Here is a 25,047-nt window from a genome sequence, read left to right as displayed (position 1 = left end):
CCATCTCTTCGATTCGGCAAATTTTCGTGGATTTTCAGCCTCTAATTCACGCGCGCGTATGCGCGTGGGGGTGAAATTTCAACCAATCATCACTAAATATCTGATCTGACGAATCAAAACCCTGGCGCGCCTATGACCTTTTTCGCCGCGCCTTGAAGGATCCCAAATGGCCGAACCTGCTATCAACGTGAATGCCGATGCCTATGGCGCGGAATCGATCAAGGTGCTCAAGGGCCTTGATGCGGTGCGCAAGCGGCCGGGCATGTATATCGGCGATACCGACGACGGCTCGGGCCTGCACCACATGGTCTACGAGGTGGTGGACAACGCCATCGACGAGGCGCTCGCGGGTCATGCGACGGAGGTCACCGTCACGCTCAATGCGGACGGCTCGGTGACCGTGACCGACAACGGCCGCGGCATTCCCACGGACATCCACCAGGGCGAAGGCATCTCGGCCGCCGAGGTCATCATGACCCAGCTGCACGCGGGCGGTAAGTTCGACCAGAACTCCTACAAGGTCTCCGGCGGCCTGCACGGAGTCGGCGTCTCCGTGGTGAACGCGCTTTCGAGCTGGCTCAAGCTGCGCATCTACCGCAACGGCAAGGCGCACGAGATCGAGTTCCGGCACGGCAATGCGGTTGCGCCTCTGGCAGTCGTCGGCGACGCCGAAGGCAAGCGCGGCACGGAGGTCACCTTCCTGGCCTCCACCGAAACCTTCACCATGGTGGAGTACGATTACGCCACCCTGGAGCACCGCCTGCGCGAGCTCGCGTTCCTCAACTCGGGCGTGCGCATCGTCATCACCGACAAGCGTCATGCGGAGCACAAGCGCGAGGAGCTGATGTATGAGGGCGGCGTCGAGGCCTTCGTGCGCTATCTCGACCGGGCCAAGTCCCCGCTGATCCAGCAGCCGATCCTGATCCGCGCGGAGAAGGACAATATCGGCGTCGAGGTCGCCCTGTGGTGGAACGACTCGTACCACGAGAACGTGCTCTGCTTCACCAACAACATCCCGCAGCGGGACGGCGGCACGCACCTCGCGGGCTTCCGGGCAGCCCTGACCCGTCAGGTCAACGGCTATGCGGAATCCTCCGGCCTCACCAAGAAGGAAAAGGTTTCGCTCACCGGCGACGATTGCCGTGAGGGCCTGACCGCCGTCGTGTCCGTGAAGGTGCCCGACCCGAAGTTCTCCTCGCAGACCAAGGACAAGCTCGTCTCCTCAGAGGTGCGGCCCGTGGTCGAGAACGTGCTCAACGAGGCGCTCAACAACTGGCTCGAAGAGCATCCGCAGGAAGCCCGCACGCTCGTCGGCAAGGTGGTGGAAGCCGCCGCCGCCCGCGAGGCCGCGCGCAAGGCCCGTGAGCTCACCCGCCGCAAAGGCGCGCTCGACATTGCCTCGCTCCCCGGCAAGCTTGCCGACTGCCAGGAGCGCGACCCGTCGAAGTGCGAAATCCTGCTGGTCGAGGGCGACTCGGCCGGCGGCTCCGCCAAGCAGGGCCGGGACCGCGCCTTCCAGGCAGTTCTTCCCCTGCGCGGCAAGATCCTCAACGTGGAGCGGGCGCGCTTCGACAAGATGCTGGGCAGCCAGGAGATCGGCACCCTGATCACGGCGCTCGGCACGGGCATCGGCCGCGAGGAGTTCAACGCCGACAAGCTGCGCTACCACCGCATCATCATCATGACGGATGCGGACGTGGACGGCTCGCACATTCGCACGCTCCTGCTCACCTTCTTCTTCCGGCAGATGCCGGAGTTGATCGAGCGCGGGCACCTCTACATCGCGCAGCCTCCGCTCTACAAGGCAACCCGCGGCAAGCAGGCGATCTACCTGAAGGACGAGCGTGCGCTCGAGGACTTCCTGATCGACGCCGGCATCGAGAACGCGGCCCTGCGCCTCGAGAGCGGCCTGGAGTTCCAAGGCGCGCAGCTCAGGGGCCTCATCGACGAGGCCCGCCTCGTGCGCCAGGTTCTGAACAGCCTGCACACCCGCTATGACCGCAAGGTGGTGGAGCAGGCGGCGATCGCCAGCGCGCTTCGCCCCGATGTGGTGGAAGATCCCGAGCGCGGGCCGGCTGCCGCGGCCTTCATCGCTCAGCGCCTCGATGCGATCTCGGAGGATCTTGAGCGCGGCTGGACCGGGGAGGTCCGGGAGGGCGGCTATGCGTTCTCACGCACCGTGCGCGGCGTGACGCAAACGGCCGTTCTCGACCAGGCTCTCATCGCCAGCCAGGAGGCCAAGAAGCTCGACGAGCGCGCCCAATCCCTGCAGGACGTCTATGCCCGGCCGACGAAGCTCGTCCGCAAGGCGGACGAGATGCAGATCGACGGGCCGCTGACCCTGTTCAACGCCCTGCTGGCTGCCGGCCGCAAGGGCTTGCAGCTCCAGCGCTACAAGGGCCTTGGCGAGATGACCGCCCAGCAGCTGTGGGAAACCACCCTCGACCGCGACGTGCGCTCCCTGCTGCAGGTGAAGGTGAAGGACACCACCGACGCCGACGACCTGTTCGTCAAGCTCATGGGCGACGTGGTGGAGCCCCGCCGCGAGTTCATCCAGGAGAACGCGCTCTCGGTGGCGAATCTCGACGTGTAAGCAACATGGATCTTCGGGTGTGAAAGTCCGCTTCCACCCGAAGATCTTTGCCTCACCCTGTGGGCTTCAAGTCCCCCAAAACCGTCGGGATCAACTCTGAAACGGTTGGATGGATCGGCACCGCCCATTGCAGGGTCGGGTACTCGGCTCCGGCGTTCATCATGTTCAGAATGCCGTGGATCGCCTCGTCGCCGCCCGTTCCCAGGATGGCCGCGCCGAGGATCTGCTTGGTGTCCTGATCGGCGACGATCTTCATGAAGCCCTTGGTCTCGTCCTTCTCGATGGCGCGCCCGATCCGCGCCATCGGGCGCTTGGAAACGAGAAGATTTCGACCCGTCTTGCGCGCCTCCGACTCCGTCATGCCGACGCGGCCCAGCGGCGGGTCGACATAAAGCGCATAGCCTGAAATCCGGTCGCTGACCCGGCGGGCTGCCCCGTCGAGAAGGTTGGCGGCGACGATCTCGTAATCGTTATAGGCCGTGTGGGTGAAGGCGCCGCGACCGTTGCAGTCCCCCAAGGCCCAGATGCCGGGCACGCTCGTTGCAAGCGTGTCGTCCACCTTGATGGCGCCTTTCTCATCCACCGTGACGCCTGCCCGATCGAGGCCGAGATCATCTGTATTGGGACGACGCCCGACGGCAAGCAGCACATGCGAGCCGGCCACCACCGGCTCGCCGGAGGTGCAGTCGACATCGACCGCCACGCCGTCGGGATGCGGCTTGAACCCGATGCAGGTGGCGTTGGTGCGAACGGTAATCCCCTCGGCGGCGAGGATATCCCGAACAGCCTCGGACACGTCTTCGTCCTCCCGGGCGATCAGGCGCGGCCCTTTCTCCACGACCGTGACCTGAGCGCCGAAACGGCGATAGATCTGCGCGAATTCGAGCCCGATATAGCTGCCGCCGACCACGACCAGATGGCGCGGAATGGCATCGAGCTGGAGGATCGATGTGTTGGTGAGGTATTCGACCGTGCCGACGCCCGGCATGGCCGGAATGCTCGCCCGGCCGCCGACATTGATGAAGATGCGCGGTGCTTGCAGGAGTTCGTCGCCCACGCGAATGCGATCAGGCCCCTCGAAGCGGGCGTGGCCCCTGATGACCGTCAGACCGTCCATGCCTTGCAGCCATGCCTCCACGTTGGATCGGGCATTGGTCGAGACCGTGTCGGCGCGGGCTTTGACCCGCTTCATGTCGATGCCGACGGAACCCGCGATCGCAACGCCGAAATCCTCTCCCCGGCGGGCGAGGTGGGCCGCATAGGCGCTGGCCACCAGCGTCTTGGTGGGCATGCAGCCGGTATTGACGCAGGTTCCGCCAAAGAGCTTGCGCTCGACGAGGGCCACTTTCATGCCCGCCTTGGTCAGCCGCCCGGCGAGGGAAGGCCCCGCCTGTCCGGCGCCGATGACGATGGCATCTAAAGACTGCGTCATGGAACGGCTCCCACGATCAACGCGGCGCCAAGGATCGCGACCGCATCTTCCAGCAATGCGGCAGGACGATCCTTGCCGAAGGCGGCAGCCAGGCGCGCCCGGATCGCTGCTCCTCCCAAGGTACCGACAACAGACCCAAGGGCTCCGGCGATCGCCCCGCCCAGCAAGGCACCGCCCGCAACCCCGATGGCTGCGCCGCACAGAGCTCCCGAGAGGATCCGCGTGGCGAACGCGACCGGAACCTTGCGGCTCGGCGTGGTGGGGAGTTGATCGGTGACCAGTTCTCCGATGGCCAGAGCCGTGAGGAGCCAGGGCGTGAAGCGATAGCCCAGAAAGGCAAGCCAGGTTCCCTCGAGATTGAGCAGCCCAAGGGAGGCTGCCCAACTGACCGCTGCGGGAGCCGTCATGGCGCGCAGGCCGGCGATGACCCCGATGAGGAGAGCCAACAGGTAAAGCACCATCCATCTCCTCCAGGGTTTTGCCAAGGTTACACCCCGGGGTGTCTTTTTCAATCCTCCAGGGAAGCGGCGGCCTTCATGATCGCCCCGCAAAGATACCCTAAAGTAAGATTGATGGGATAATGCTTCATCCTCGAACAGGATTTCCGGCAGGCCAGCAGACATGGTGAGAATGCGACATCAATCGCTCCGGCAGCAGCTCACCCTGCTTGTCAGCGTACTGTGCCTTGCCCTCATGTGCATTCTGGCGGCAGGTGCGGCCTACATTGCCCAGAGCCGGGTTCGACAGATCGTCATGCATCATGCGGCACAGGAGGCGGCGCTCACGGCCAGCATCCTGGATCGGGGCATGTTCGAGCGCTATCGGGAGGCTCGCAACCTGGCAGCGATGCCGCCCCTGAGGACAGTCTGGTCCGGCGATCCCGCAGAAATCCGCCGGGTGCTCGAACAGGTGCGGGCCTCCTACCCCGACTATGCCTGGATCGGCTATGCCACGCCCGACGGGATCGTCCGGGCCGCAACGCACGGCATGCTGGAAGGTCAATCCGTCGAGGCGCGTCCCTGGTTCCAGGATGGCCTCAAGGGACCGGCCGTCGGCGACGTGCATGAGGCGAAACTCCTGGCCAAGCTGCTCGGCCCCTCACCGGACAACGAGCCCTTTCGCTTCGTCGACGTGGCCGCCCCGGTTCGCGATGCGGAGGGCCGCGTGGCCGGCGTCATTGGCGTTCACCTGAGCTGGACATGGGCGGACGAGGCGCGCCGGGCCATTCTCTGCGGACAAGCGCGCCTGACCGGCAAATCGATCTGGATCCTGTCGGGCGACGGAACGATGCTGCTTGGACCCGACACGGGCAGCAAGCCGTTCTCCGACGACGAGATCCGGACGATGCGCCAATCCAAAGCCGGAGCCTTTGAGGATCAAGGCGCGCCGGAAGCCATGCTGACGGGCTTCGCCGTCGCCGAAGGCTACAGGGATTATCCAGGGCTCAATTGGATCATCGTCTCGCGCCAGCCGGACAGCATCGCGTTCGCGGCGACCAAAGGCATCGTCTGGACGATCCTAGGATTGGGCTGCGGCATCGCCCTCGTGGGATTGATCTGCACTCTGTTCATCGCCAAGCGGGTGACGCGCCCATTGCGCGCCATCATCGAAGCGGCGAACAAGATCGGCCGCGATCCGACCATCTCGCAGCTTCCGCGGGTTTCCGGCTCCCTGGAGATCGTGCAGCTCTCGGCGGCGCTGCGCTCGCTCCTTCGCCGGGCGGGGGCTGCGGAGCAGCAGGTGGTCGCAACCTCGTCGCAGCATGTAAAGGACGTGACGGCCCTTCGCCACTTGGCGGAGACGGATGCCTTGTCCGGACTTTTCAACCGCCGCGGCTTCGGCCTCCTCGCGGAGGATGCCTTCGGTCTCTACAAGCGCTATGAGCGGCCTCTCGCCGTCCTGATCCTGGACATCGACTTCTTCAAGAAGGTCAACGACACCTATGGGCACGCGGCCGGCGATGAAGCGATCCGGGCTATCGGGGCCGCTTTGACCAAGACCCTGCGCGCATCCGACAAGGTTGCCAGGTTCGGCGGAGAGGAGTTCGTGGTTCTCGTGCACGAGGTGGATGCAAGCGGCATCATCACCGTGGCCCAGAACCTGCGCCGAACGATCGAGACCCTCCCCATCGCCTATCAGGAGCATCAGCTTTCCGTCACGATCAGCATTGGAGGCGCCATGGCCCGCCAAGAGGATCGCGATATCCAGGATGTGATCGAACGGGCGGACGACGCCCTCTACAAAGCCAAGGCGGCCGGGCGAAACCGCGTGATGATCGACGGGCTGCAGATCCAGCTCGCAACCGCGGTGGCCTGACGCGGCAGCGAGCAGGATAGGTTTGCACGTTGACCAGAGCATTTTCAGGTGAAGTGGATCCGGTTCACCGTTGAAAATGCGGCACAGCCGAGAGGAGAGCTGATTCCATGGAAAGGGAAACAGCTCTAGGCTGCCGACACGCCTCGATAGGCTGCCTCAAGCGCCCCGACGTCCAGCTTCACCATCTGCTGCATGGCTTCCATGACCCTGCGCACCTTCGCCGGATCCTTGTCTTTCGTCATGATGCCGAGGGCCTCCGGCACGATCTGCCAGGAGACGCCATAGCGGTCCGTGATCCAGCCGCATTGTATCGGTGAGCCGCCGACGGACAGGGCATCCCACAACCGGTCGACCTCCGCCTGATCGACGCAGTTCACGAACAGGGAAACGGCGGGCGTGAACTGGAAGTAGGGCCCGCCGTTCAAGGCCATGTAGCTTTCGCCTGCGAGCGTGAACTCCACCAGCATCACGTCGCCCGGTTTCCCGCCGGGCGTCTCCACGCTGTAGGGCACGACCGCATCGATCCGCGAATCCGGCAGCAGCGACACATAGAACTCCGCTGCCTCCTCGGCCTTTCCGTCGAACCACAGGCACGGCTTGATCTTGGACATGGAAAACCCTTCAGTGTGTGTTGAGCTTGGTGGCTCATGCAGCCGTCGCTGCGGCTTGCCCCTCGGCGAGTTCGGCCAGCTGAGCCGCCACGATGCCCCATCCTTCATGGAAGCCCATGGCCTCGTGGCTCTTCAGCGTCTCCTCGTTCCAGTGCCGCACGCGGGCGGTGTAGCGGGTGCCGGAGCCTTCCGGCTCGAAGGTGACGATCACCACCATAAAGGGATCCTGCGGAATCCAGCCGGGCGCGAAGGCGTTGGTGAAGACGATCTTGCGGTTCGGCTCCACTTCCAGGAACACGCCTTCCTCGTCGGGCAGGTTGGTGCCGTCGGGCGCACGCATCAGCATGCGGCAGCGACCGCCTGGGCGCAGGTCGATGTTGACCTCGGGCGTAGTGTAGGGCTTGGGTGCCCACCACTCGCCGGTGCGCTCGGTCCAGACGCGGTAGACAGTTTCGGGCGAGGCCCCAATCAGGCGCGTGATCAGGAGTTCATATTTGGCGGCATTCTGTTCGATCATGGTTGTCCTCCCTGGTTCTGTGCGTTCAGGCGGTTGCCAATTCGCCCATGGCTTCTTTCGCCGCCTCGACATCCATCCACATTACTTCCCAGATGTGCCCGTCGAGGTCCTCGAAGCTGCGGCCATACATGAAGCCGTAGTCCTGCTTCGGGCCCGGATCGATGACGCCGCCCGCAGCACCTGCGCGGGCCGTCATATCGTCCACGGCGTCGCGGCTGTCGGCGGACATGCAGATCAGCACCTCCGTCGTCTCTCTCGCGTCGGCGATTGTCTTGGGCGTGAACTGGCGGAACTTGTCGTGTGTCAGCAGCATCACGTGGATGGTCTCGGAAAAGACCATGCAGGCGGCGGTGTGATCGGTGAACTGCTCGTTCTTCCGGGCTCCGAGGGCCTCGTAGAACGCGATCGAACGCGACAGGTCGCGAACAGGCAGGTTGATGAAGATCAGCTTGGACATCGGTCTCTCCCTCACGGCTTCTGGTTTGACATTGATCCTCTAAAAAGTTATTAATAGCAACTATGAAGTTAGAAAAATTAACTGAAAAGTCGGAAGCCCGCTCGCGGCGCCAATACGAGGATGCCTGTGCGGCCGCCCACGCCCTCGATCTCGTCGGGGAACGCTGGGCGCTTCTCGTCATGCGGGAGCTCATGCTGGGGCCGAAGCGCTTCAGCGACCTGCGCGAGAGCCTGCCCGGGATCAGCGCCAATGTTCTCACCCAGCGCCTCGAAGGCCTGGAAGCAGCCGGCGTTCTCGTGCGGCGCAAGCTGCCGCCGCCGGCGGCCATCCAGGTTTATGAGCTCACCCAGTGGGGCTACGAGAGCGAGCCGATCTTCCAGGCGCTCGGCCGCTGGGCTGCGCGCTCGCCCGCGCACGATCCCACCCTGCCGTTCAGCGCCGCATCCTTCTTCCTGTCGCTTCGGACGATGCTCGACCCTGAGCGGGCCAGGGGCATCGACGCCCGTGTCGGCTTCCGTCTGGCTGAGGAAACGTTTTTGGCGCATATCACCGACGGCCGGATCGAGATCGCGCGCGGTGCCTTGGGCGACGCCGACCTGATCTTTGCGGGAACGCCGCCGGTGCTGGCAGGCGCGATCTATGGCGGCCAGGCGCTGGAGGCGATCGAGCAAGCCGGCGCGCTGAAGGTCGAAGGCGACCGTGCGCTGGCGCAGCGGTTCGTAGGCCTGTTTCCATTGCCGCCCAAAGCGGAGCGGACCGCCTGACGGATCCGGCAAAGCCTCCGGCGCGAGCGTGAAGCCGCGCCGGAGGCAGGATGCTGTCTAGCGCAGGGTTTCATCAAACAGGGTGAGCAGCCGGGTCCAGTGCCGCTCGGCTCCACGCTCGTCATAGACGCTGTGGTCCGACACCGCCCAGCCATGAGCCATGCCGACGTAGTTCTCGATCACATGGTCGATCTCGGCCCGCCGCAGGGCCTCCGCCAGGCGGGCGGATTGCTCGGGCGGGAAGCTGCCGTCCACGCCCGCGCTGCCCACATAGACGCGTCCCTTGATCGTGTGCGCATGAAGATGCGGGCTGTCCGGCGCATCCCCTGCGAGGTGGCCCCCATGGAAGCTCGCGGCAGCAGCGATGCGGTCGGGATAGGCAGCCGCCGCCGTGATCGCCCGTCCGCCGCCCATGCAGTAGCCGACCGTGCCGATCCGTCCCGTCACCCCGGCATCGGTCAGCGCCGCGATGAAGGCTGCCGTGTCGCGTCGGGTCATGTCCTGGGTGGTGCCGCGGATCATGCCCATCAACTCGCCTCGCGTCCGCTCGTCCGAGAAGGCGGTCTTGGCATCGAACGGACCGTAATCGCCAAAGCGATAAAAGAGATCGGGAACGAGAACCGCATAGCCTTCGCTCACAAGGCGCTCGGCCATCCGGTCGAGGGCAGGTCGCGGCCCGAAGGCATCCATGTAGAGGATCACGCCTGCCCGGCTGGTTGTCCGATCCGGAAGGAGCAGCCCTGCCGCGGCGGTTCCATCCTGGGTCTCAATCGAGATGTCCTGCTTTGCCAAAACGGTCTCTCCCTCGCCTTCAGGCGTTCCCGCATCCACGTCACCGGAACCCTCGCCGGCTGCGAGCGTTCCCTGCCCTCTCCTATGAGGCCGCCAGCGCGCTATTTCAAACCCTAGAGCGCCCCCGGGCCTTGTGTTTTAAGGCACTTCAGATGACCCTTTCGTCAAAGCTCGGCCGAGAAATCTCGGCCACGGAGCATCCTCTCGTTTTGGCTCTCGGGGGCGGCAACGCGCTCGGCTCCTATCTGGCGGGCGCTTACGAGCAACTGCAGAAGCAGGAAATCGAGCCGCAATGGATCGTCGGCGGGTCGATCGGGGCGGTGACGGGCGCGATCATCGCCGGCAATGCTCCCGAGGACCGCCTGCCCCGGCTCCGGGAATTCTGGGATGAGGCGATGATCCAGTCGCCGGGCCTCATGGGGCGCGGCTCGAAGGTCCGGCACACCTACAACGAGCTTCACACCCTCTCCGCGCTCCTGTTCGGGCGGCCCGGCCTGTTCGGACACCGCTTTCCGGGCATGCTGTCGATGCTGCCCTGGATGCCGAACGACGTGGCGCTCTACGACCACGGGCCGCTCCGTCGGACCTTGGAGCGGCTGATCGACTTCAACAGGCTGAACCGGGGCGAGATCAGGCTCACTATCGGCTGCGTCGATCTCGAATCCGGCGATGAAGTTCTGTTCGACACCACGCGGGACGAACTCAGGCCCGAGCATTTTCTGGCCAGCGCAGCGATTACGCCGGTCTTCCCGCCGGTCGAGATCAATGGGCGCCTGCTGTGCGACCCGGGCTACACCAACAATCTGCCCCTCGACGTGCCGTTTGAAGAACCCATGAACCGGGATTTCACCTGCATCGCCGTCGAGCTGTTCAGCCTTCAGGCCTTGCGCCCAGCTTCCCTGAGCGCAACCGCCGAGCGGGCGAACGATTTGATCTTCGCCAGCCCCACCCGGCGAGCCCTGGAGGGTCTGCAGCGGGAATATGCCTTGCGCGAGAAGCTGGAGCCGGACGGCCCCAAGGCCACGCTGCTGCACATGGCCTATTATGCGGGAAGCGATGAACGAGCCGGAAAGACCTTCGATTACTCGCCCTCGTCGATCAAGGACCGCTGGGCGGCCGGACAGCGCGACATGGCAAAAAGCCTGGAGCTGCTGGACAGCTCGCCGGCCAGCAACCGGCGCTTCCGATATCTGCCGCTGGGCCCGCAGCAGGAGGCGATCTCGGCGGAACGCGGCGCTGCCGCCGCTCGCGCCTAGCGCCGTTACGGGCCGCCGGCGAGGGAGCCCACCACCGCCATGGTCAGCTCGTCGAGATTGACGCGGCCCTCGATGGTGATCGTCTCGGCGTCGCCCGTGTTGACCCTCAAGCCCTGCTCGCCGCCCTCCGACTGGCGCTTCAGCTCCGCCACGATGGCCTCGCGCACTTGATCCTCGATGTTCATTGCCGTCTCCCTTTGACCGGTAACGCTTCTCTGTGTTCGAACGTCGGGGCGGATGGCCTGTTCCAACCTCAGGCGATCACGCGGGTTTTCCGGCAGCCTTCAGGACTCGAAACGCGCTGGCCTCCATGACCCCGCGCTCGTTGTTGCAGGCCGAACAGGCCAGCACGATGTTGTCGCGGGACAGCGGACCTCCGAAGGACTTCGGATGCACATGGTCGAGAGTGGCGAGATCGGGTGAGCGTTTCACCCCCCGTCCGGGACGGCGCGCAGGGATGCCGCAATAGACGCAGCATCCTCCGTCACGGGCGAAGACCTCGTTGAAAAGCCTGATGCGCTGTGCTGTTTTCATGCCTGGATCTTCGTTTGGAACCACTTGGGAAGTGGGTTGGTTGCTCCTGCGAGAACAGGAGCAGCGCCATGGTAGACACCCGCCGCAGGAACACAAACCCCTTCAACGATGACAACGGCTACGGTGACGTGCCTCAGGGCGCCGTGGGCACTCGGGGCGACGGCCGGGAGTATCCGGGCGGCTATGGCAGCGAGGCCAACGAGTTTACCGGAGGCGTCGTCGACGACGGACGGGGCGGTCCCGTCGACGACGAAGGCTTCGATCCGGGCTACAGCCGTCACCGCTCGGGCTTCGGCGCCCTTGGCACGCGGGATCCCAACGACGCGGATGTGCGCGACGACGGACGCCCGTCGGGCGGCGCCCACCGCGGCCGCGGCCCCAAAGGCTACAAGCGCTCCGATGAGCGCATCCATGAAGATATTTGCGAGCGCCTGACGGAGGATCCGTTCATCGACGCCTCGAATGTCGAGGTCGCCGTAAAGGAGGGCGAGGTCACCCTCAACGGCACCGTCTCCAGCCGCGGCCTCAAGCGCCGTGCCGAGGACCTTGCCGAGATGGCCTCTGGCGTCGCCCACGTACAGAACAATCTTCGCGTGCAGGGCGCTTGAGGGACAGCGTTGTTGCAGACGAGGGGACACAGCAGTGCTGAGCATGTGTGGATCCCCTTCCCTCGCCTCCGGCTCGCCGGAGATGAGAACGGCACACCCCACTGTCATTCCCGGCCGGAGCGAAAGAGGAGGGGAAGGGAATCCATGGCGCCGAGTCCCTCCTCGCTTCGCCTAGTCTGAGGATGACGTCCTGTGATCCCGGATGGTGGAAGCTGATCCGGGGTCATGTGCAGGATGAAGTGTTCATCCCTCGCTCTCTGTGACCGGCAGAGCTCAGGAAGCAATCGGCGACCTATCGTAGTTTTTCAGGAGGTCCTCCGGCCCGCCATAGACTGCGATGCATCCCGCATCCTTGAGGGCCTGTTCGGCAAACCCTCCGGTGAGCACGCCGATGGACTTGATCCCGGCCTTGCGGGCAGCCTCGGCGTCATAGGGAGTGTCGCCGATCACCACGGCCTCGTCGGGACCCAGAGGCGCGAGCTTGGCAAGTGCGGCCTGGAAGATGTCGGGGAATGGTTTCGAGCGCTCTGCATCATCCGAGGAAGTGGCCGAGTCGATGAGGTCGGCGATGCCGGCGATCTCCTTGTACTGCTCCACCTCCTCAGCCGTTCCCGACGAGGCGAGCACCGCCCGTTGCCCTGAGGCACGGATGCGCTCGAAGAGTTCTCGCACGCCCGGAAACGCACGGGCCTTGTGCAGGTAATCGCGCTTGAACAGATCGGCGCGAAAATCTTTGATTTCGTCGGCCCGCTGCTCGATCACATCCGGCGGCAAAAGCCCGTGCAGGATCTGATCGCCGCCCTTGCCGATCTGAGACCGCATGTCTTGGAAGGCGATCTCGTAGCCGAAATGCTTCAGCGCCTGAACCCAGGCATCGGCATGCAGATCGACCGTATCGATAAGCGTGCCATCGACATCTAAAATCACTGCTTTGATCATCTTAGAAGAATCTCCCGGAAGGTTGGTTCAGAGCCTCGGGAGAACAGGTCCCGTGCGGTCTCCTGGCACATCACGCAAGAGCATCGGATCCGACCGATGCTCTTGCGTTCATCCATGCTTGAGCTTGAAGAACAGGATCGTGCCCGCGAGCATCAGCGTGATGCCGTTTGCGGCGATCAGGGGGATCTCTCCCTTCCAGAAGCCGTAAGCGAGCCACAGGGCGAGGCCGGTGACGAGCACCAGAAACATCTTGAGCGAAATATCCTTGGTGGAGCGCGTGCGCCAGACCCGCATCACCTGCGGCACATATGCCGAGGTCGTGCAGATGGCAGCCGCGTAGCCGGTATAGTCCATGAGAGACATCGAGCGCACCATAATGTGTGAGACGCCTCTAACGATGGAGGCAGATCGATGTTCCTGCGCCATTCCGTCCCGCTCCCATGCCGAAGGAACAGTGAGCCTCGCTCCGGCGTTGGCGCGCAACGTGAACGGGACCTACCATGGCCAATCTCAACGCGGACTATTCGGCAGGACTGCTCCGCGCGCGCCCGGAGCGCATCGCTGCGCCGTCCAGCGCAGCGCCGGGCCGTCATCCGCTGGGTCTCGAGAATGGGCGGCGCGACGGCGCATTGCTGGTGCCGGATGGGCTCGATCCTTTGAGGCCCGCGCCACTTCTCGTGGCGCTCCATGGGGCAGGAGGGGTTGCAACGCACATCATCGATCTCGTGGCACAGCAGGCGCAAGCGCATGGGATCATCGTTCTCGCGCCGGAGTCGCGCGGCCCCACATGGGATGTGATCAGGGGCGGCTACGGTCCCGACGTTGCTTTCATCGACCGGGCGCTTGCCAAGGTGTTCGGGCTGCACCCGGTCGATCCCGCGCGGGTTGCGCTCTCGGGCTTTTCGGACGGTGCTTCCTATGCGTTGTCGCTCGGCGTCATCAACGGCGAGCTGTTCGATCACATCCTCGCCTTCTCGCCAGGCTTCATGGCGCCGACGCAAACCGCCGATACTCCGCGGGTGTTCGTGTCCCATGGTGTTCATGACGAGGTGCTGCCCATCGATCCCTGCAGCCGGCGCATCGTTCCTGCACTCCGGCGGGCGGGCTATGACGTGGAGTACCACGAGTTCGACGGCGGCCATCTGGTCCCGCCCGGCATGGTCGAGCGCGCCGTCACCCGCTTCCTTGGCTGATCCACTGCCGCATGCACCGCCCGAATGGGCTGAAGCGGCAGAGCACATCTGCCGCCATGCACCCGCACGGGTTCTCGTGATCGGAGCCCGGGATGCCGGCAAAAGCACGTTCTGCCGCTTCCTGGCCGATGCGGCCCCGCAACTTGGTCGCAGCGCCGCTCTGCTCGATACGGATGTGGGCCAGAAGACAATCGGGCCGCCGGCCAGCGTCACCCTGCAAGATCGCCATGGCATGAGACTCGCCTTCGTCGGCACCACCGATCCGGTTCTCGGCTGGAGGCGTTTGGTCGAAGGAACGCACAGGCTCGCTCATGAGGCGGATGCGGATCTCCTCGTCGTCAACACGAGCGGGCTTCTGGGTGGACCCGGCCGGAGCTTGAAGGCTGCCAAGATCGATGCGGTTCGGCCGGACCTGCTGATCGCCCTTGGGGACGATCCTGCCGTCCGTTCGGTTCTCGTCGATCATCCTCATTACCTGGCTTTGCGTCTTCCCCTGTCGCCGGAAGCAAGGCGCAAAACCTACGGCGAGAGGCGGGGGGCCCGGCGGGAGGCGTTTCGGGCTTATTTCGCGCAAGGTTCGGTTCTGACCATCGACGGGGAAATGCTCGCGCGCCCGGAGCCGGATGCTGCGCTTTCTCCGGGTCTTCTGGTCGGGCTGGCTGGCCGGGACGGAAAAGACCTGGGTCTCGGCCTCCTGACCGGGTGTGGCGATGGCCCCAAGCTCGCAGTCCTGTCGCCCGTTGCCGAGGCTGAAATCTGCCGGATCACGCAGGGCTTCCTGTGCCTGGACCGGACCTTCTCCGAGGCCAAGCCTCAGGGAACTTCCGGCTGCGGCATGGGGTGAATGACAGGCCTCTCCGGCTCCAGGGGCTGCTCGGGCAGGGATGACGGGATGCTGGACGGAACCGTCGGCTGGGGCGCCTCGGGCGGCTTGGGGGTCACAGGCAGGGGCTCCGTCGGAGGAGGCTTCGGATAGAACTCGTCCGGCTGCGGTCGGCTGCTGGCGATCTGCTGGACCAAGAAGCCCTCCCTTGCACCATGCTGTCGCCGGATCAACGGCCCGGCTCGGCGAAAGTTCGCGTGCCTCCTTGGGGTCACTTGATCTCCGGCGCTCACGATGGCGAAACCATAGAGGCAATCCCCGGCTTGACGTTACGGCGTTTTGAGGCCACCACGGCAGGGTGAAACCTTGAACCGGAAGAACTCATGCGCGCAGCCCGATCGTTCGTCCTCCTCGGCTCCCTTGTGGCTGGCCCGACCATGGCTCAGGCCGCGGACCTGCTTTTCTCGCCCGCTCCGCTGCAGGCGCAGCCTCAGGTTCAAACGTCGTCGGACTGGATCATCACCGTCAAGGGCAACCTGCGGGCAGGGCCGTCCTATCCGGGCGCAGACGACTTCAGCTTCATCGGCTATCCGTCCTTGAGCTTCCGCCGCGCCGGAACGCCGGAGCGTTTCAGCGCGCCCGACGACGGCCTGAGCTTCTCGTTCCTGGAGGAATCGGCTTTTCGGTTCGGCATCGTCGGCCGGTTCCAGGGCGGACGTTACCTGGAGGACGACCGGCGGCTCGCTGGACTTGAGAAGATCGATTGGGCCGTGGAGCCCGGCGTGTTCGTGGAATACTGGCCCGTCGAATTCCTGCGGGCGCGGGCCGAGATCCGGCGCGGTTTCAATGGGCATGAGGGATTCGTGGCCGATTTCGGTCTCGACATCGTCCAGAAATTCGGCGCCCTCACACTCTCCGCCGGCCCGCGGCTGGCGCTCGGCGACAGCGAGTTCACGCGCACCTATTTCGGCGTGACTCCCGTCGAGGCGGCGCTGAACGGGGAGGTCACCGCCTACCGGCCCTCCGGCGGCATCACCTCTGTCGGCGCGACAGCGGCTGTGGGCTACGATTGGACGGATCAGTGGTCGACGATAGCTTTCGTCTCGTACAAGCACCTCGTGGGCGACGCGGCAGACAGCCCGATTGTCGAGCGTTTCGGCTCGGAGCACCAGGTCGGGGTTGGGCTGACGGTCTCCTACTCCTTCGGTTACACTCCCTGAGGAACGAACGATCCTCGAAACGGAAAAGCCGCCTTGCAGGGCGGCTTTTTTGCATGTGGAAGGTCGTATTCCCTCAGGCCGCCAGGCTGCTGCCCGCAGGGCTCTCGCCGCGATAGATGCAGCCTTCCGTCGATCCTGCCATGCCGCGCTTGAGCTCCACTTCCTCGAGATTGGGGAAGCGCTCCTTCACCAGCCGCCAGATGTAGGTGGTGACGTTCTCAAGCGAAGCGACGCCAATGTCGGGGTTGAGATCCAGGTTCCCGTGATCGAGGCCCGATCCGTGCTCGCCCTTGATCTCCTTGATGTAGTTCTCGACATCGTAAAGGTTGACCGGCCAGCCGTAGACCTCGTCGACGGCTCCGCCGAAGGTGAGCTTGACGATGAAGGTATGTCCGTGCAGCCCGGAATAGGGAGCAACCGAGTGAGCCGCATCAAACGTAAACTCGCAATACGTCTTCATTCACCTTGCTCCAGCGCCTGTTTTCAAAACTGCCAATAAGGAGACGTGCTGCAATCCATGCCGCCGCAACGGAATGGACATTCCTGCCGCCTGTTTTTGCCTAACACAGGTGAAGGCACCCGGCAAAGAGAGAACAGGTATTTTCTCTCATCGGCTCGACTCCTGCGACACTTGGCTTGCTCTTCTCCACGGACGCTCGATTTTACAGCCTGATCGGATGTATATCGAAGGCGGAGTGCAAGCATGCATCTACGTCAGGCCTCATAGCTCTTGCTGGGAATGCCAGAAGCGATGGAGCCCCACGATGTCGGATGAGCACAGGAGCGGCATGGCCTGCCTGATCCGCTCGAGCGGCCAGTCCCACCAGGCCATCTCGAGAAGCATGGCGATGTACTCGTCGGAAAAGCGCTTGCGGATCGGCTTTGCCGGATGACCGCCGACGATCGTGTAGGGATCGACGTCACGGGTCACCAGGGCGCGGCTGCCAACCACCGCGCCATGACCGATTTTGACGCCCGGCATGATCATGGCCTCCGTGCCGATCCAGACATCGTTGCCGACCACCGTGTCGCCCGCGGGCCGGAACGGATCTGGCGGATCTCCGAAGGCCCCGTCCTTGTTCATGTAGAAGAACGGGAACGTGGATGCCCAATCGGACCGGTGACCCTGGTTGCCATGCATCACGAAGGTTGCTCCGGTCGCGATGGAGCAGAAGCTTCCGATGATCAGCTTGTCGACTTCCGCATCCTCGGGCAGGAGATAGCGGGCGCAGTCATCGAAGGAATGCCCGTGGTAGTAGCCTGAATAATAGCTGTAGCGCCCGACGCTGATGTTAGGATTGGTAACCTGCTCCGACAGCGGTTTTCCCTGCAGAGGGCTCTCGAAGGGGTTTGTCATGATGGCGCTGTCTCGTGGAAGGATCGCTCTGGTCCGGCAGCGGAGGATGCAGGATCAGGCCATCCGGTCATAGGATTGGCCCGTCAGGCGACCTTCGTGGTGTGCCTGAGAGCAGCCAGGGTGTGAACCATGTCCTGGGCCGGCTTGGGGCGCCCGAAATAGTAGCCTTGGGCATCGGTGCATCCGGCAGCCTGGATCTGAAGCAGCTGCTCCTCCGTCTCGACGCCCTCCGCGACGGTCGGCATCCCGAGGCTGGCGCCAAGGTTGGCGACGGATTGCACGATGGCCAGGCAGTCGGCCCGCTGCGACATCTCCCGCACGAAGGACTGGTCGATCTTGAGCTTATCGAATGGAAAGCTGCGCAGGTAGCTCAGGGACGAATAACCGGTCCCAAAATCGTCCATGGCGATGCGAACGCCGAGCCGGCGCAGCTGATGGAGGGTGGACACCGTCGCGTCGGTATCCTGAAGCAGAACCGACTCGGTGATTTCCAGCTCCAGGCGGTTCGGGGCGAGGCCCGACAGCGCCAGAGCCCGGCTGACGCTCTGTACGAGCGATCTGTTCCGGAACTGCACGGGCGAGAGGTTCACGGCCACGTTGATGTTTCTCGGCCACCCAGCCGCCTCCTTGCAGGCCTGCTCGATGATCCAGTCGCCCAGCGGAATGATCAGGCCGGTATCTTCCACGACGGGGATGAACTCCGACGGGGGAACGAGGCCGCGCTCGGGATGGTGCCACCGCAGGAGAGCCTCGAAGCCGCCGATCTCGTTGTCCTTGAGATTGATCTGCGGCTGATAGAAGAGCTCGAACTCTCCGTTGGTTATCGCCTTGCGCAGATTGACCTCCAGGGCTCGGCGAGATTGCAGCTGAGCGTCCATATCAGGCTCGAAGAAGCGGAACGTGCCCCGCCCGTCGGCCTTGGCATAGTAGAGAGCCATGTCGGCATGCTTCAGGATCTGGCTGGGGGTCACGCCCCCCTGGGCCAAAGCGATGCCGATGCTCGTGCCGATGAAGATCTCCTGCCCGTTGACGCTGAACGGCTCGCGCAGGGCATCGACGATGCGCGATGCCAGCACGGCGCATTCCTCGGGCTTGCGAATGCCCGTCTGAAGAATGGCGAACTCGTCGCCGCCGAAGCGGGCGATCAGGTTCTTGGCATGGCCTTCGCCGTGGACGGGAATGCAGGCCTTCAGACGATCCGCGACAGCCTTGAGCAAGTCGTCGCCCGTCTCATGCCCGAAGGAGTCGTTGACGTCCTTGAAGTGATCGAGATCGAGATAGGATACGGCAACCGTGCGGCCCTGCGGTTTGATGCGGGCAAGAGCCTGCCCCAGCTCGTTGCGCAGCACCACGCGATTGGGCAGGCCTGTCAGCGCATCCTGATGGGCCAGAACGTGAAGTTCCTGATGGGCGCGGCCCAGCAGGCGATTGTGCCTGTCGAGCAGGCCGATCAGGGCGAGCCCGATCAGGATCAGGATCGCCGCAATGCCCGAGAAGGCCCAATGCAGCCGGATGAGCTCCTGCTGATCCTTCTGGACGACTTCGGATCCGTAATTGAGCACAGCCGAGGCGATCTGCGAGAGGCTGCCCTCGAAGGGACGAAGGATGTCGAGCACTTTCTGGACGGTACCCGAACTGTCCAGGCCGTCGATCAGCGGCTCCACTGTAACAAGGGCCTGGTCGAGCTGGCGCAGGGTGAGCTGATGCTCGGGATGGCGCCAGAGGAGGGCATGAAAGTCGCCCTCGTTCAGCATCTTCAACCGGCCGACCAGGATGTCGTAGCGCAGTGCAACCTCATCCTTGTCGACGCCGCTGCTTGGCCTCTCGAATTCGGACAACCGGTGCTCGAACCGGATGAACTCGGAGGCCGCCTGGCTCGCCTCCCAGGACGGATTATAGGCAGCGATCTGTTGCAATGCGCCCTGGCGCTTGACCACCAGCACCGAGATATAGATGCCGGAGACCAGAAATCCGCCGATAATGATGGCGATGACTGCTTTGAAGGTGCTTAGCGACAAATGGGCGGCCTCCGGACCTGCCTACCCTGTTATCTCACATCGATCCTGGCGACCTGCCATGCGGAGCGACCGTAATAGGTCTGCGTCTTCAGGGCGGGATTACTGTCGTAAGGATAGATGATGAACAGAGGGCCCTTGTCGCGAACCGACATGTACTCGCCGTTCAGCTTGATGGCGAGGATCACGTTATGCCGCTCGAAGTCCTCCATCGGGATCTCCGTGGTGTAATCGTTGAGCGCCACCACGGCAACGCGCTGCCCGGTCGCACCAACCTGCTTCATCAGCTTGTCGAGGGGGATGCCCTCGAACTTGACCTTGCCGTCGTGCCAGGGGGTGGTCGTTTCGATCGTTGTCATGCCGAGCGCTTCGAGCATCGGTCGGTCGAACTGCGCGGTGCTGTTATTGTTGGTCACTGCGATCTTGCCGGAAATCGTCAGGATCGGCCTCTCAGCCGGGGTATCCAGCGCATGAGCGTAAGTTGCGCCCATGACTCCGAGGAATGCGATGAGCACCCCCATCAGGCTGGTTCTTACCTTAGCGCCAAGCATGCTGCCCCCTAATCGGGAAATCCCGCTATTCAGATCATCTGAAGAATTCAATGGTTTGGTATACGCTCAAGACTCTAAAGTAAAAGTTACAGACTTATCAATGTAGTAATATTAGTGCATTTTACCAAGATGTAGCTGCCCTCCAGTACAGGAAAGCGCGTGTCAGGGCTCGCATCACACAGATGCTGGAGGCCTCCGGCAGGACTGGCAGAACAGGCTTCCTGCCGAGACAGCCGCCTCGCAGAAATCTGAGAGGCGGCTGAGGTTGTTTCCTGATGCAAAACAGAGGGGCCGCTTCGGCCGTAGGAGCCTTAAAGAGGCTTGAGGCCTGCCTCGATCTCCGCCCGGCGCGGCTCCAGGAAGGGCGGGAGGGCCAAGCGTTCGCCGAGCTTGTCCATCGGCTCGTCGGTGGCGAAGCCCGGACCGTCCGTGGCGATCTCGAACAGGATGCCGCCAGGCTCGCGGAAGTAGAGGCTCTGGAAGTAGTAGCGGTCTACGGGGCCGCTCGAGGGCGCCCGCAGGGACTGGAGGCGCTCCCAGCATTCCTGGTAGGTCTGCTCGTTGGGGGTGCGGAAGGCCACGTGATGCACGCCGCCCGCCCCGGGAGCCGCGGGAGACAGACCTGGCTCGACGGCCACATGCAGTTCGGCGGCAGGACCGCCTTCGCCCATCTCGAACACATGAACCGGCGTGTCGCCCACGCGGTACTCCCGCGCGGCGCGCATATCCATGGCCTCGGTCAGGACACGAGCCGTGCGCTCGAGCTTCGGCACGCTGATCCGGATGGGTCCCAAGCCCCTGATCTGGTGCTCGGCCGGTACGGGGCTGCGATCCCATGGGTGAGCCTCACCTTGCCCGCCATCGTCCACGAGACTGAAACGCTGGCCTTCGAAATCCTCGAAGTCGAGGGTGAGCCGCCCATCCCGCTCAACGATGTTCTGGCTCGTGATGTCCGAGGCATCGAAGCGCTCCTTCCACCATTGCAGGGCCTTCTCGCCGTTCACGCGCAAGGCCGTCTGCGAGATGCTGTGGGTGCCGCGCCGCTCACGCCCGACCGGCCAGTCGAAGAAGGTGAGGTCCGTTCCAGGCGAAGCGAGACCGTCGGCATAGAACAGGTGATAGGCGCTCACATCGTCCTGGTTGACGGTCTTCTTCACGAGACGCATCCCCAGAGCCTGCGTGTAGAAGGCATGGTTCCTGGGTGCGTCCGCGGTCACGGCGGTCAAATGGTGAATTCCGGTCAGCTTCATGGTGCTGTCTCCATCAATGCTGCGGTGAAGATAGACCTGCGGGGATGCGGTTGCGAGCCTGCGGGACGCCAAGGCGACATTGCCAAAATGCAAAAAGCGTCCCAGCCGTAAGCTGGGACGCTTGCAAAAGTAAAAGTTTCTGCGATCAGGCCGCTTTCGCCCGCAGATCGTCCGGCGTTACGCTCTCCGGGATCGGGCAGACATAATCCCGGCCGCCGGTGCGCTCCTTCAGCTCCGCCTTGGCGCGGGCGACGAGGTCCGGATTGCGTAAGGCATCCGCTGCGGTAGCAGCCATGGCCTTGGCGGCCAGCACCATACCCTTGTGGGCTGCAGGCAGATTGCCCTGCGTCACCATTTGCCAGGTGTGGAACGGGGTGCCAATGGCAAAGCAGGCCGTGTGGCACTGGACGGTCGGGACGATCCAGCTCACATCGCCCACATCGGTGGTGCCCATCATCACCTCTTCCCGCGTCGGCATGGAGAGCACCCCGTCGTGCAGCACCTTGGCTTTGAGGGAAAGATCATGCGGCTTCACGCTCGCGAGAATCTCCTCCTCCGTCAGAGCGGTTTTCTGAAGATCACGGGCAAAGGCCATATCGGCCTCGTCGAAGGCCGGCGGCCCGAGGCGGCGCATGTTCTCGTACATGGCCTCCTGCAGCGCCGTGTTGGGCACGACATTGGAGGTGGCATCCGTGATCTGCACCGAAACGGCGGTTTCCGTCATGAGGGCAGCGCCCTCTGCGATCTTTCGCACCCGCTCGAATAGTCGCTCCGCGTCGGGCAGATGCGGCGAGCGCACCAGGTAGAGGGATTCCGCATAGGCCTGCACAACGTTCGGCGCATCGCCGCCGGTGTTGGTAATGGCGTAGTGCACCCGGGCATCGGAGGGCATGTGCTCGCGCATGTAATTCACGCCCACGTTCATGAGCTCCACCGCATCGAGCGCGGAGCGGCCCACATGGGGCGAGGCCGCCGCGTGGGCAGAGCGGCCCGTGAAGCGAAAGTAGGCCTGGATGCAGGCAAGCGACGATGTGGTCGACACCTCGTTGATCACGTTCGGATGCCAGCAGAAGGCGGCATCGAGATCGTGAAACAGGCCGGCGCGGGCCATGAAGGTCTTGCCCGAACCGCTCTCCTCGGCCGGGCAGCCGTAGTAGCGCACGGTGCCGGCGATCCCTTCGGCTTCCAGCGCGTCTTTGAGCGCGACCGCGGCCAATGCGGATCCGGCTCCCAGCAGGTTATGGCCGCAGCCATGGCCGGGCGCGCCCTTCGTCGTGGGCGCATGCTCGATGCGTCCGGAGTGCTGAGCCAGATCGGGCAGCGCATCGAACTCGCCGAGAATGCCGACGACGGGACCGCCCTGGCCTGCTTCCGCGATGAAGGCGGTTGCCATGCCGCCGACGTTACGCGTGATGCGGAAGCCCTCGCGCTCCAGGATGGCGATCTGCTCGGCGACCGAGCGGTGCTCCTCGAAGGCGAGCTCCGGCATGGCCCAGATCCGGTCGCTCAAGGCGCAGTAATCGTTGGCTTTGGCATCGACATGGCGGGCGATGGCATCGAGGCTCAGGCGATCGTTATGCATGATGTTTCAAAACTCGTGGTGATCGGAAAGGCGCGACCATAATCCATAATCCATGATCGCGTGATGGCGAAAGGCGGAACGAAGTTGCAAGCTATGCCTCCCTGCCCTTACGGCGTTTGCGCGAGGCGGCTGCAGCGCCTCCCTTCTCCCGTGTGGAAGAGGGAGAAGCGGCATGCTGGTTTCAGGCCTCACCCAGCCGCACCATCCCCGCAAGGGGAAAGGAAACGGTGCCCCACCGTTTCAGACCGCCTCGTCCCTGATCTCCTTGCGTGGCGCAAGAAACCCGCCGGACTGACGCGACCACAGGCCGGCATAGAGGCCTTCGTTCCCGAGCAGTTCCTCGTGAGTGCCCTCCTCCACGATCCGCGCGTCGTCCATCACGATGAGGCGGTCCATGAGCTGCAAGGTCGAGAGACGGTGCGCGATGGCGATCACCGTCTTGCCCTGCATGAGGGTCGCCAGCGAGTCCTGGATCGCGGCCTCCACCTCCGAGTCGAGCGCCGAGGTGGCCTCGTCCAGAACCAGGATCGGCGCGTCCTTCAGGATCACGCGGGCGATGGCGATGCGCTGGCGCTGGCCGCCGGAGAGCTTGACGCCGCGCTCGCCCACATGGGCGTCGAAGCCGCGCCGACCCCGGCCGTCGACGAGGCGCTCGATGAATTCGGTGGCGTGGGCCTGGCGGGCCGCCTCCCGCATGGCCTCCTCGCTCGCATCGGGCCGCCCATAGAGGATGTTCTCCCGGATGGAGCGGTGCAGCAGCGAGGTATCCTGCGTGACCACGGAGATCTGCGCGCGCAAGCTCTCCTCCATCACGTCGGCAATGTCCTGCCCGTCGATCAGGATGCGGCCATCTTGAGGCTCGAAGAAACGCAGCAGCAGGTTGACCAGCGTGGTCTTGCCGACGCCGGAGCGTCCCACGAGGCCGATCTTCTCGCCGGGCCGGATGGTGAGATCGAGCCGGTCGATCACCTTGTCGCCCTCGCCGTAGGAGAAGCTCACATCGATGAAGCGGATCTCTCCCCTCGTGACCGTCAGAGGTCTGGCGGTCGGCTTATCCTGCATGGTGAGCGGGCGCGAGATCGTCTTCATGCCCTCCTGCACGGTGCCCACATTCTCGAAGATGCTCATGACCTCGAAGGCCACCCAGCCGGACATGGAGACGATCTGGGTGGAGAGCAGCAAGGCAGTGGTCATGGTACCGGCATCGACGCGATTGGCGCTGAAGAGCCACACCGCCATGGCGCCGGTCGCGACCAGGAAGAACGCATTGAGAAATGTGAGGCTCGCCACATAAACCGTGTTCACCCTCTGCTGCAGCAGGAAGGCATCGTTGAACCGGCGATAACCGTCGCTGATGTAATCGTCCTCATCCCGCCGGCGCCCGAACAGCTTGACGGTCATGATGTTGGTGAAGCTGTCCACGACCTTGCCGGTGACCGCCGAGCGTGCCTCGCTCGACTCGCGGGAGCGGCGTTGAATGCGCGGCAGGGCAATGGCCAGCAGGCCTGCGTAGAGCACGAACCATCCGGCCATCGGCAAGGCGAGTCGAATATCCTGCGTGCCGAGAAGACCGATGGAGGCCGCCCCGAAAATCAGGATCTGCCAGACGGCGCGGGCCACCGACAGAACGCTCTCGCGCAAAGGCCGCGCCGTCTGCAGCACCCGGTTGGCGATGCGCCCGGCAAAGTCCTCCTGAAAGAACCCCAGGGGCTGGCGCACCACGTGCCAGTAGTTCTGCCAGTGCACCATGCTGGTGAAGGAAACGGCGAGCGAATGGTTGACCAGGAGTCGGAACAGGATCGTGCCGAGGGGCCGAACCAGGAGAATGATAGCCGCCATAGAGAGGAGCAGCGGCCCCGCCTCGCGGAAAATGCCCTCAGGCGACGTATTCGACAGGGCCGAGACCAAGCGCCCGATGAGATAGGGAATGAGCGCCTCGAACACCGCCAGCACGAAGCCGAGCCCGAACAGCGCCAGGAACAGGCCTTTCGCCTGGGAAACGAAATGCCAGTAGAAGCCCCACAGCGTATCCGGCGGCGACACCCCCGGAGGCTTTTTCATGAAATCGAGGCGGGACTCGAAGTAGCGGAACATCGGTGCATCTCACGGTCTTAGGCCCGACTCAGATGGGGCAAAGGCGCAATGATGCAACACTCTTTGTTGTTGGGGTGACGATCGCCCTGCAAATTAATTGATGGATGGCATCAGCGGGCTTCCGTGTGCCTGAGGTCCATGAG

General features: G+C 63.9%; 26 protein-coding genes. 8 read left to right on the top strand and 18 right to left on the bottom strand.

Features of this window, described 5'->3' with window-relative positions; all coding sequences use genetic code 11:
• Nucleotides 1-166: 166 nt before the first annotated feature.
• The gene (gyrB, locus tag JKG68_RS09460) at nt 167-2,593 is read left to right on the top strand and encodes a DNA topoisomerase (ATP-hydrolyzing) subunit B (protein WP_202058600.1); all 2,427 of its coding nucleotides are present in this window, start codon (nt 167-169) and stop codon (nt 2,591-2,593) included.
• Between the two features lie 52 nt (nt 2,594-2,645).
• Here the strand turns inward: gyrB and JKG68_RS09455 are convergent, their stop codons facing one another.
• Both JKG68_RS09455 and JKG68_RS09450 read right to left on the bottom strand, forming a co-directional pair.
• Nucleotides 2,646-4,025: an FAD-containing oxidoreductase gene (locus JKG68_RS09455; protein WP_202058598.1), complete on the bottom strand. Its 1,380-nt coding sequence runs from the start codon at nt 4,023-4,025 to the stop codon at nt 2,646-2,648.
• Entirely contained in the window at nt 4,022-4,483 is a 462-nt protein-coding gene (locus tag JKG68_RS09450) for a DUF4126 domain-containing protein (RefSeq protein WP_202058676.1), read from the bottom strand. Before JKG68_RS09450 ends, JKG68_RS09455 begins: the two co-directional genes overlap by 4 nt.
• Nucleotides 4,484-4,655: 172 nt before the next feature.
• Here JKG68_RS09450 and JKG68_RS09445 point away from each other — a divergent pair, with 172 nt between their 5' ends.
• Nucleotides 4,656-6,341: a sensor domain-containing diguanylate cyclase gene (locus JKG68_RS09445; RefSeq protein ID WP_202058596.1), complete on the top strand. Its 1,686-nt coding sequence runs from the start codon at nt 4,656-4,658 to the stop codon at nt 6,339-6,341.
• Between the two features lie 125 nt (nt 6,342-6,466).
• Here JKG68_RS09445 and JKG68_RS09440 read toward each other — a convergent pair whose 3' ends face one another.
• From JKG68_RS09440 to JKG68_RS09430, 3 genes are read right to left on the bottom strand one after another with little or no spacing between them, the layout of a single operon-like run.
• Nucleotides 6,467-6,952, bottom strand: coding sequence for a VOC family protein (locus tag JKG68_RS09440; RefSeq protein WP_202058594.1), 486 nt, complete (start codon nt 6,950-6,952; stop codon nt 6,467-6,469).
• Nucleotides 6,953-6,986: 34 nt separating this feature from the next.
• Nucleotides 6,987-7,469: an SRPBCC family protein gene (locus tag JKG68_RS09435; RefSeq protein ID WP_202058592.1), complete on the bottom strand. Its 483-nt coding sequence runs from the start codon at nt 7,467-7,469 to the stop codon at nt 6,987-6,989.
• Between the two features lie 25 nt (nt 7,470-7,494).
• Nucleotides 7,495-7,926 carry a VOC family protein gene (locus JKG68_RS09430; protein WP_202058590.1) on the bottom strand — a complete coding sequence of 144 codons (432 nt, stop codon included), beginning with the start codon at nt 7,924-7,926 and terminating at the stop codon, nt 7,495-7,497.
• 62 nt (nt 7,927-7,988) lie between these two features.
• On the opposite strand from JKG68_RS09430, the gene JKG68_RS09425 reads away from it, so the two are divergent.
• Nucleotides 7,989-8,690 carry a winged helix-turn-helix transcriptional regulator gene (locus JKG68_RS09425; protein WP_202058588.1) on the top strand — a complete coding sequence of 234 codons (702 nt, stop codon included), beginning with the start codon at nt 7,989-7,991 and terminating at the stop codon, nt 8,688-8,690.
• A 57-nt stretch (nt 8,691-8,747) separates the two neighbouring features.
• On the opposite strand, the gene JKG68_RS09420 is transcribed toward JKG68_RS09425, so the two are convergent.
• Nucleotides 8,748-9,482 (bottom strand): dienelactone hydrolase family protein, encoded by a 735-nt coding sequence (locus JKG68_RS09420; RefSeq protein WP_202058586.1) that lies wholly within the window; start codon nt 9,480-9,482, stop codon nt 8,748-8,750.
• A 152-nt stretch (nt 9,483-9,634) separates the two neighbouring features.
• Here JKG68_RS09420 and JKG68_RS09415 point away from each other — a divergent pair, with 152 nt between their 5' ends.
• Nucleotides 9,635-10,738, top strand: coding sequence for a patatin-like phospholipase family protein (locus JKG68_RS09415; protein WP_202058584.1), 1,104 nt, complete (start codon nt 9,635-9,637; stop codon nt 10,736-10,738).
• Nucleotides 10,739-10,743: 5 nt separating this feature from the next.
• On the opposite strand, the gene JKG68_RS09410 is transcribed toward JKG68_RS09415, so the two are convergent.
• Together JKG68_RS09410 and JKG68_RS09405 are read right to left on the bottom strand one after the other, a co-directional pair.
• Nucleotides 10,744-10,923 (bottom strand): hypothetical protein, encoded by a 180-nt coding sequence (locus tag JKG68_RS09410; RefSeq protein ID WP_202058582.1) that lies wholly within the window; start codon nt 10,921-10,923, stop codon nt 10,744-10,746.
• A gap of 76 nt (nt 10,924-10,999) precedes the next feature.
• Entirely contained in the window at nt 11,000-11,272 is a 273-nt protein-coding gene (locus JKG68_RS09405; RefSeq protein WP_202058580.1) for an HNH endonuclease, read from the bottom strand.
• Nucleotides 11,273-11,340: 68 nt separating this feature from the next.
• Here JKG68_RS09405 and JKG68_RS09400 point away from each other — a divergent pair, with 68 nt between their 5' ends.
• Entirely contained in the window at nt 11,341-11,880 is a 540-nt protein-coding gene (locus JKG68_RS09400; protein ID WP_202058578.1) for a BON domain-containing protein, read from the top strand.
• Nucleotides 11,881-12,153: 273 nt separating this feature from the next.
• Here JKG68_RS09400 and JKG68_RS09395 read toward each other — a convergent pair whose 3' ends face one another.
• Together JKG68_RS09395 and JKG68_RS09390 are read right to left on the bottom strand one after the other, a co-directional pair.
• Nucleotides 12,154-12,819, bottom strand: coding sequence for an HAD family hydrolase (locus tag JKG68_RS09395; RefSeq protein WP_202058576.1), 666 nt, complete (start codon nt 12,817-12,819; stop codon nt 12,154-12,156).
• Nucleotides 12,820-12,927: 108 nt separating this feature from the next.
• The gene (locus tag JKG68_RS09390) at nt 12,928-13,182 is read right to left on the bottom strand and encodes an SWEET family sugar transporter (RefSeq protein ID WP_376773124.1); all 255 of its coding nucleotides are present in this window, start codon (nt 13,180-13,182) and stop codon (nt 12,928-12,930) included.
• A 137-nt stretch (nt 13,183-13,319) separates the two neighbouring features.
• On the opposite strand from JKG68_RS09390, the gene JKG68_RS09385 reads away from it, so the two are divergent.
• Both JKG68_RS09385 and JKG68_RS09380 read left to right on the top strand, forming a co-directional pair.
• Entirely contained in the window at nt 13,320-14,012 is a 693-nt protein-coding gene (locus tag JKG68_RS09385) for an alpha/beta hydrolase (protein ID WP_202058574.1), read from the top strand.
• Nucleotides 14,005-14,856 (top strand): Clp1/GlmU family protein, encoded by an 852-nt coding sequence (locus JKG68_RS09380; protein WP_202058572.1) that lies wholly within the window; start codon nt 14,005-14,007, stop codon nt 14,854-14,856. Before JKG68_RS09385 ends, JKG68_RS09380 begins: the two co-directional genes overlap by 8 nt.
• On the opposite strand, the gene JKG68_RS09375 is transcribed toward JKG68_RS09380, so the two are convergent.
• Nucleotides 14,826-15,032 (bottom strand): hypothetical protein, encoded by a 207-nt coding sequence (locus JKG68_RS09375; protein ID WP_202058570.1) that lies wholly within the window; start codon nt 15,030-15,032, stop codon nt 14,826-14,828. The genes JKG68_RS09380 and JKG68_RS09375 overlap by 31 nt on opposite strands.
• A 186-nt stretch (nt 15,033-15,218) precedes the next feature.
• Here JKG68_RS09375 and JKG68_RS09370 point away from each other — a divergent pair, with 186 nt between their 5' ends.
• Nucleotides 15,219-16,055 (top strand): MipA/OmpV family protein, encoded by an 837-nt coding sequence (locus JKG68_RS09370; RefSeq protein ID WP_202058568.1) that lies wholly within the window; start codon nt 15,219-15,221, stop codon nt 16,053-16,055.
• A gap of 73 nt (nt 16,056-16,128) precedes the next feature.
• Here JKG68_RS09370 and JKG68_RS09365 read toward each other — a convergent pair whose 3' ends face one another.
• From JKG68_RS09365 to JKG68_RS09335, 7 genes are all read right to left on the bottom strand, one after another.
• On the bottom strand, nt 16,129-16,515 hold the full coding sequence (locus JKG68_RS09365) for a 6-carboxytetrahydropterin synthase (protein WP_202058566.1): 387 nt from the start codon (nt 16,513-16,515) through the stop codon (nt 16,129-16,131).
• Between the two features lie 261 nt (nt 16,516-16,776).
• Nucleotides 16,777-17,412, bottom strand: coding sequence for a type B chloramphenicol O-acetyltransferase (catB, locus tag JKG68_RS09360; RefSeq protein ID WP_202058564.1), 636 nt, complete (start codon nt 17,410-17,412; stop codon nt 16,777-16,779).
• 83 nt (nt 17,413-17,495) lie between these two features.
• The gene (locus tag JKG68_RS09355) at nt 17,496-19,430 is read right to left on the bottom strand and encodes a putative bifunctional diguanylate cyclase/phosphodiesterase (protein WP_202058562.1); all 1,935 of its coding nucleotides are present in this window, start codon (nt 19,428-19,430) and stop codon (nt 17,496-17,498) included.
• A gap of 29 nt (nt 19,431-19,459) precedes the next feature.
• Entirely contained in the window at nt 19,460-19,978 is a 519-nt protein-coding gene (locus tag JKG68_RS09350) for a putative pterin-binding protein (protein WP_202058560.1), read from the bottom strand.
• 311 nt (nt 19,979-20,289) lie between these two features.
• Nucleotides 20,290-21,228: a ring-cleaving dioxygenase gene (locus JKG68_RS09345; RefSeq protein ID WP_202058558.1), complete on the bottom strand. Its 939-nt coding sequence runs from the start codon at nt 21,226-21,228 to the stop codon at nt 20,290-20,292.
• A gap of 145 nt (nt 21,229-21,373) precedes the next feature.
• Entirely contained in the window at nt 21,374-22,810 is a 1,437-nt protein-coding gene (locus JKG68_RS09340) for a M20 family metallopeptidase (RefSeq protein WP_202058556.1), read from the bottom strand.
• Between the two features lie 240 nt (nt 22,811-23,050).
• A complete protein-coding gene (locus JKG68_RS09335) occupies nt 23,051-24,904 on the bottom strand; it encodes an ABC transporter ATP-binding protein (protein WP_202058554.1) in 1,854 nt (617 codons plus the stop codon).
• Nucleotides 24,905-25,047: the final 143 nt, after the last annotated feature.

Origin of the sequence: Microvirga aerilata (assembly GCF_016743775.1) — a bacterium.
In the GTDB taxonomy this organism is placed as follows: Bacteria; Pseudomonadota; Alphaproteobacteria; order Rhizobiales; family Beijerinckiaceae; genus Microvirga; species Microvirga aerilata.
This window is presented reverse-complemented; position numbering and strand designations above follow the sequence as displayed.

Excerpts from the sequence above, each read along its gene's own strand:
- JKG68_RS09390 (WP_376773124.1), bottom strand. The coding sequence starts at position 13,182 with ATGTCTCTCATGGACTATACCGGCTACGCGGCTGCCATCTGCACGACC.
- JKG68_RS09435 (WP_202058592.1), bottom strand. The coding sequence starts at position 7,469 with ATGATCGAACAGAATGCCGCCAAATATGAACTCCTGATCACGCGCCTG.
- JKG68_RS09440 (WP_202058594.1), bottom strand. The coding sequence starts at position 6,952 with ATGTCCAAGATCAAGCCGTGCCTGTGGTTCGACGGAAAGGCCGAGGAG.
- JKG68_RS09385 (WP_202058574.1), top strand. The coding sequence starts at position 13,320 with ATGGCCAATCTCAACGCGGACTATTCGGCAGGACTGCTCCGCGCGCGC.
- JKG68_RS09410 (WP_202058582.1), bottom strand. The coding sequence starts at position 10,923 with ATGAACATCGAGGATCAAGTGCGCGAGGCCATCGTGGCGGAGCTGAAG.
- JKG68_RS09430 (WP_202058590.1), bottom strand. The coding sequence starts at position 7,926 with ATGTCCAAGCTGATCTTCATCAACCTGCCTGTTCGCGACCTGTCGCGT.
- JKG68_RS09415 (WP_202058584.1), top strand. The coding sequence starts at position 9,635 with ATGACCCTTTCGTCAAAGCTCGGCCGAGAAATCTCGGCCACGGAGCAT.
- JKG68_RS09345 (WP_202058558.1), bottom strand. The coding sequence starts at position 21,228 with ATGAAGCTGACCGGAATTCACCATTTGACCGCCGTGACCGCGGACGCA.
- catB (WP_202058564.1), bottom strand. The coding sequence starts at position 17,412 with ATGACAAACCCCTTCGAGAGCCCTCTGCAGGGAAAACCGCTGTCGGAG.
- JKG68_RS09405 (WP_202058580.1), bottom strand. The coding sequence starts at position 11,272 with ATGAAAACAGCACAGCGCATCAGGCTTTTCAACGAGGTCTTCGCCCGT.
- JKG68_RS09425 (WP_202058588.1), top strand. The coding sequence starts at position 7,989 with ATGAAGTTAGAAAAATTAACTGAAAAGTCGGAAGCCCGCTCGCGGCGC.
- JKG68_RS09445 (WP_202058596.1), top strand. The coding sequence starts at position 4,656 with ATGCGACATCAATCGCTCCGGCAGCAGCTCACCCTGCTTGTCAGCGTA.
- JKG68_RS09370 (WP_202058568.1), top strand. The coding sequence starts at position 15,219 with ATGCGCGCAGCCCGATCGTTCGTCCTCCTCGGCTCCCTTGTGGCTGGC.
- JKG68_RS09340 (WP_202058556.1), bottom strand. The coding sequence starts at position 22,810 with ATGCATAACGATCGCCTGAGCCTCGATGCCATCGCCCGCCATGTCGAT.
- JKG68_RS09455 (WP_202058598.1), bottom strand. The coding sequence starts at position 4,025 with ATGACGCAGTCTTTAGATGCCATCGTCATCGGCGCCGGACAGGCGGGG.
- JKG68_RS09365 (WP_202058566.1), bottom strand. The coding sequence starts at position 16,515 with ATGAAGACGTATTGCGAGTTTACGTTTGATGCGGCTCACTCGGTTGCT.
- JKG68_RS09395 (WP_202058576.1), bottom strand. The coding sequence starts at position 12,819 with ATGATCAAAGCAGTGATTTTAGATGTCGATGGCACGCTTATCGATACG.
- JKG68_RS09400 (WP_202058578.1), top strand. The coding sequence starts at position 11,341 with ATGGTAGACACCCGCCGCAGGAACACAAACCCCTTCAACGATGACAAC.
- gyrB (WP_202058600.1), top strand. The coding sequence starts at position 167 with ATGGCCGAACCTGCTATCAACGTGAATGCCGATGCCTATGGCGCGGAA.
- JKG68_RS09335 (WP_202058554.1), bottom strand. The coding sequence starts at position 24,904 with ATGTTCCGCTACTTCGAGTCCCGCCTCGATTTCATGAAAAAGCCTCCG.
- JKG68_RS09350 (WP_202058560.1), bottom strand. The coding sequence starts at position 19,978 with ATGCTTGGCGCTAAGGTAAGAACCAGCCTGATGGGGGTGCTCATCGCA.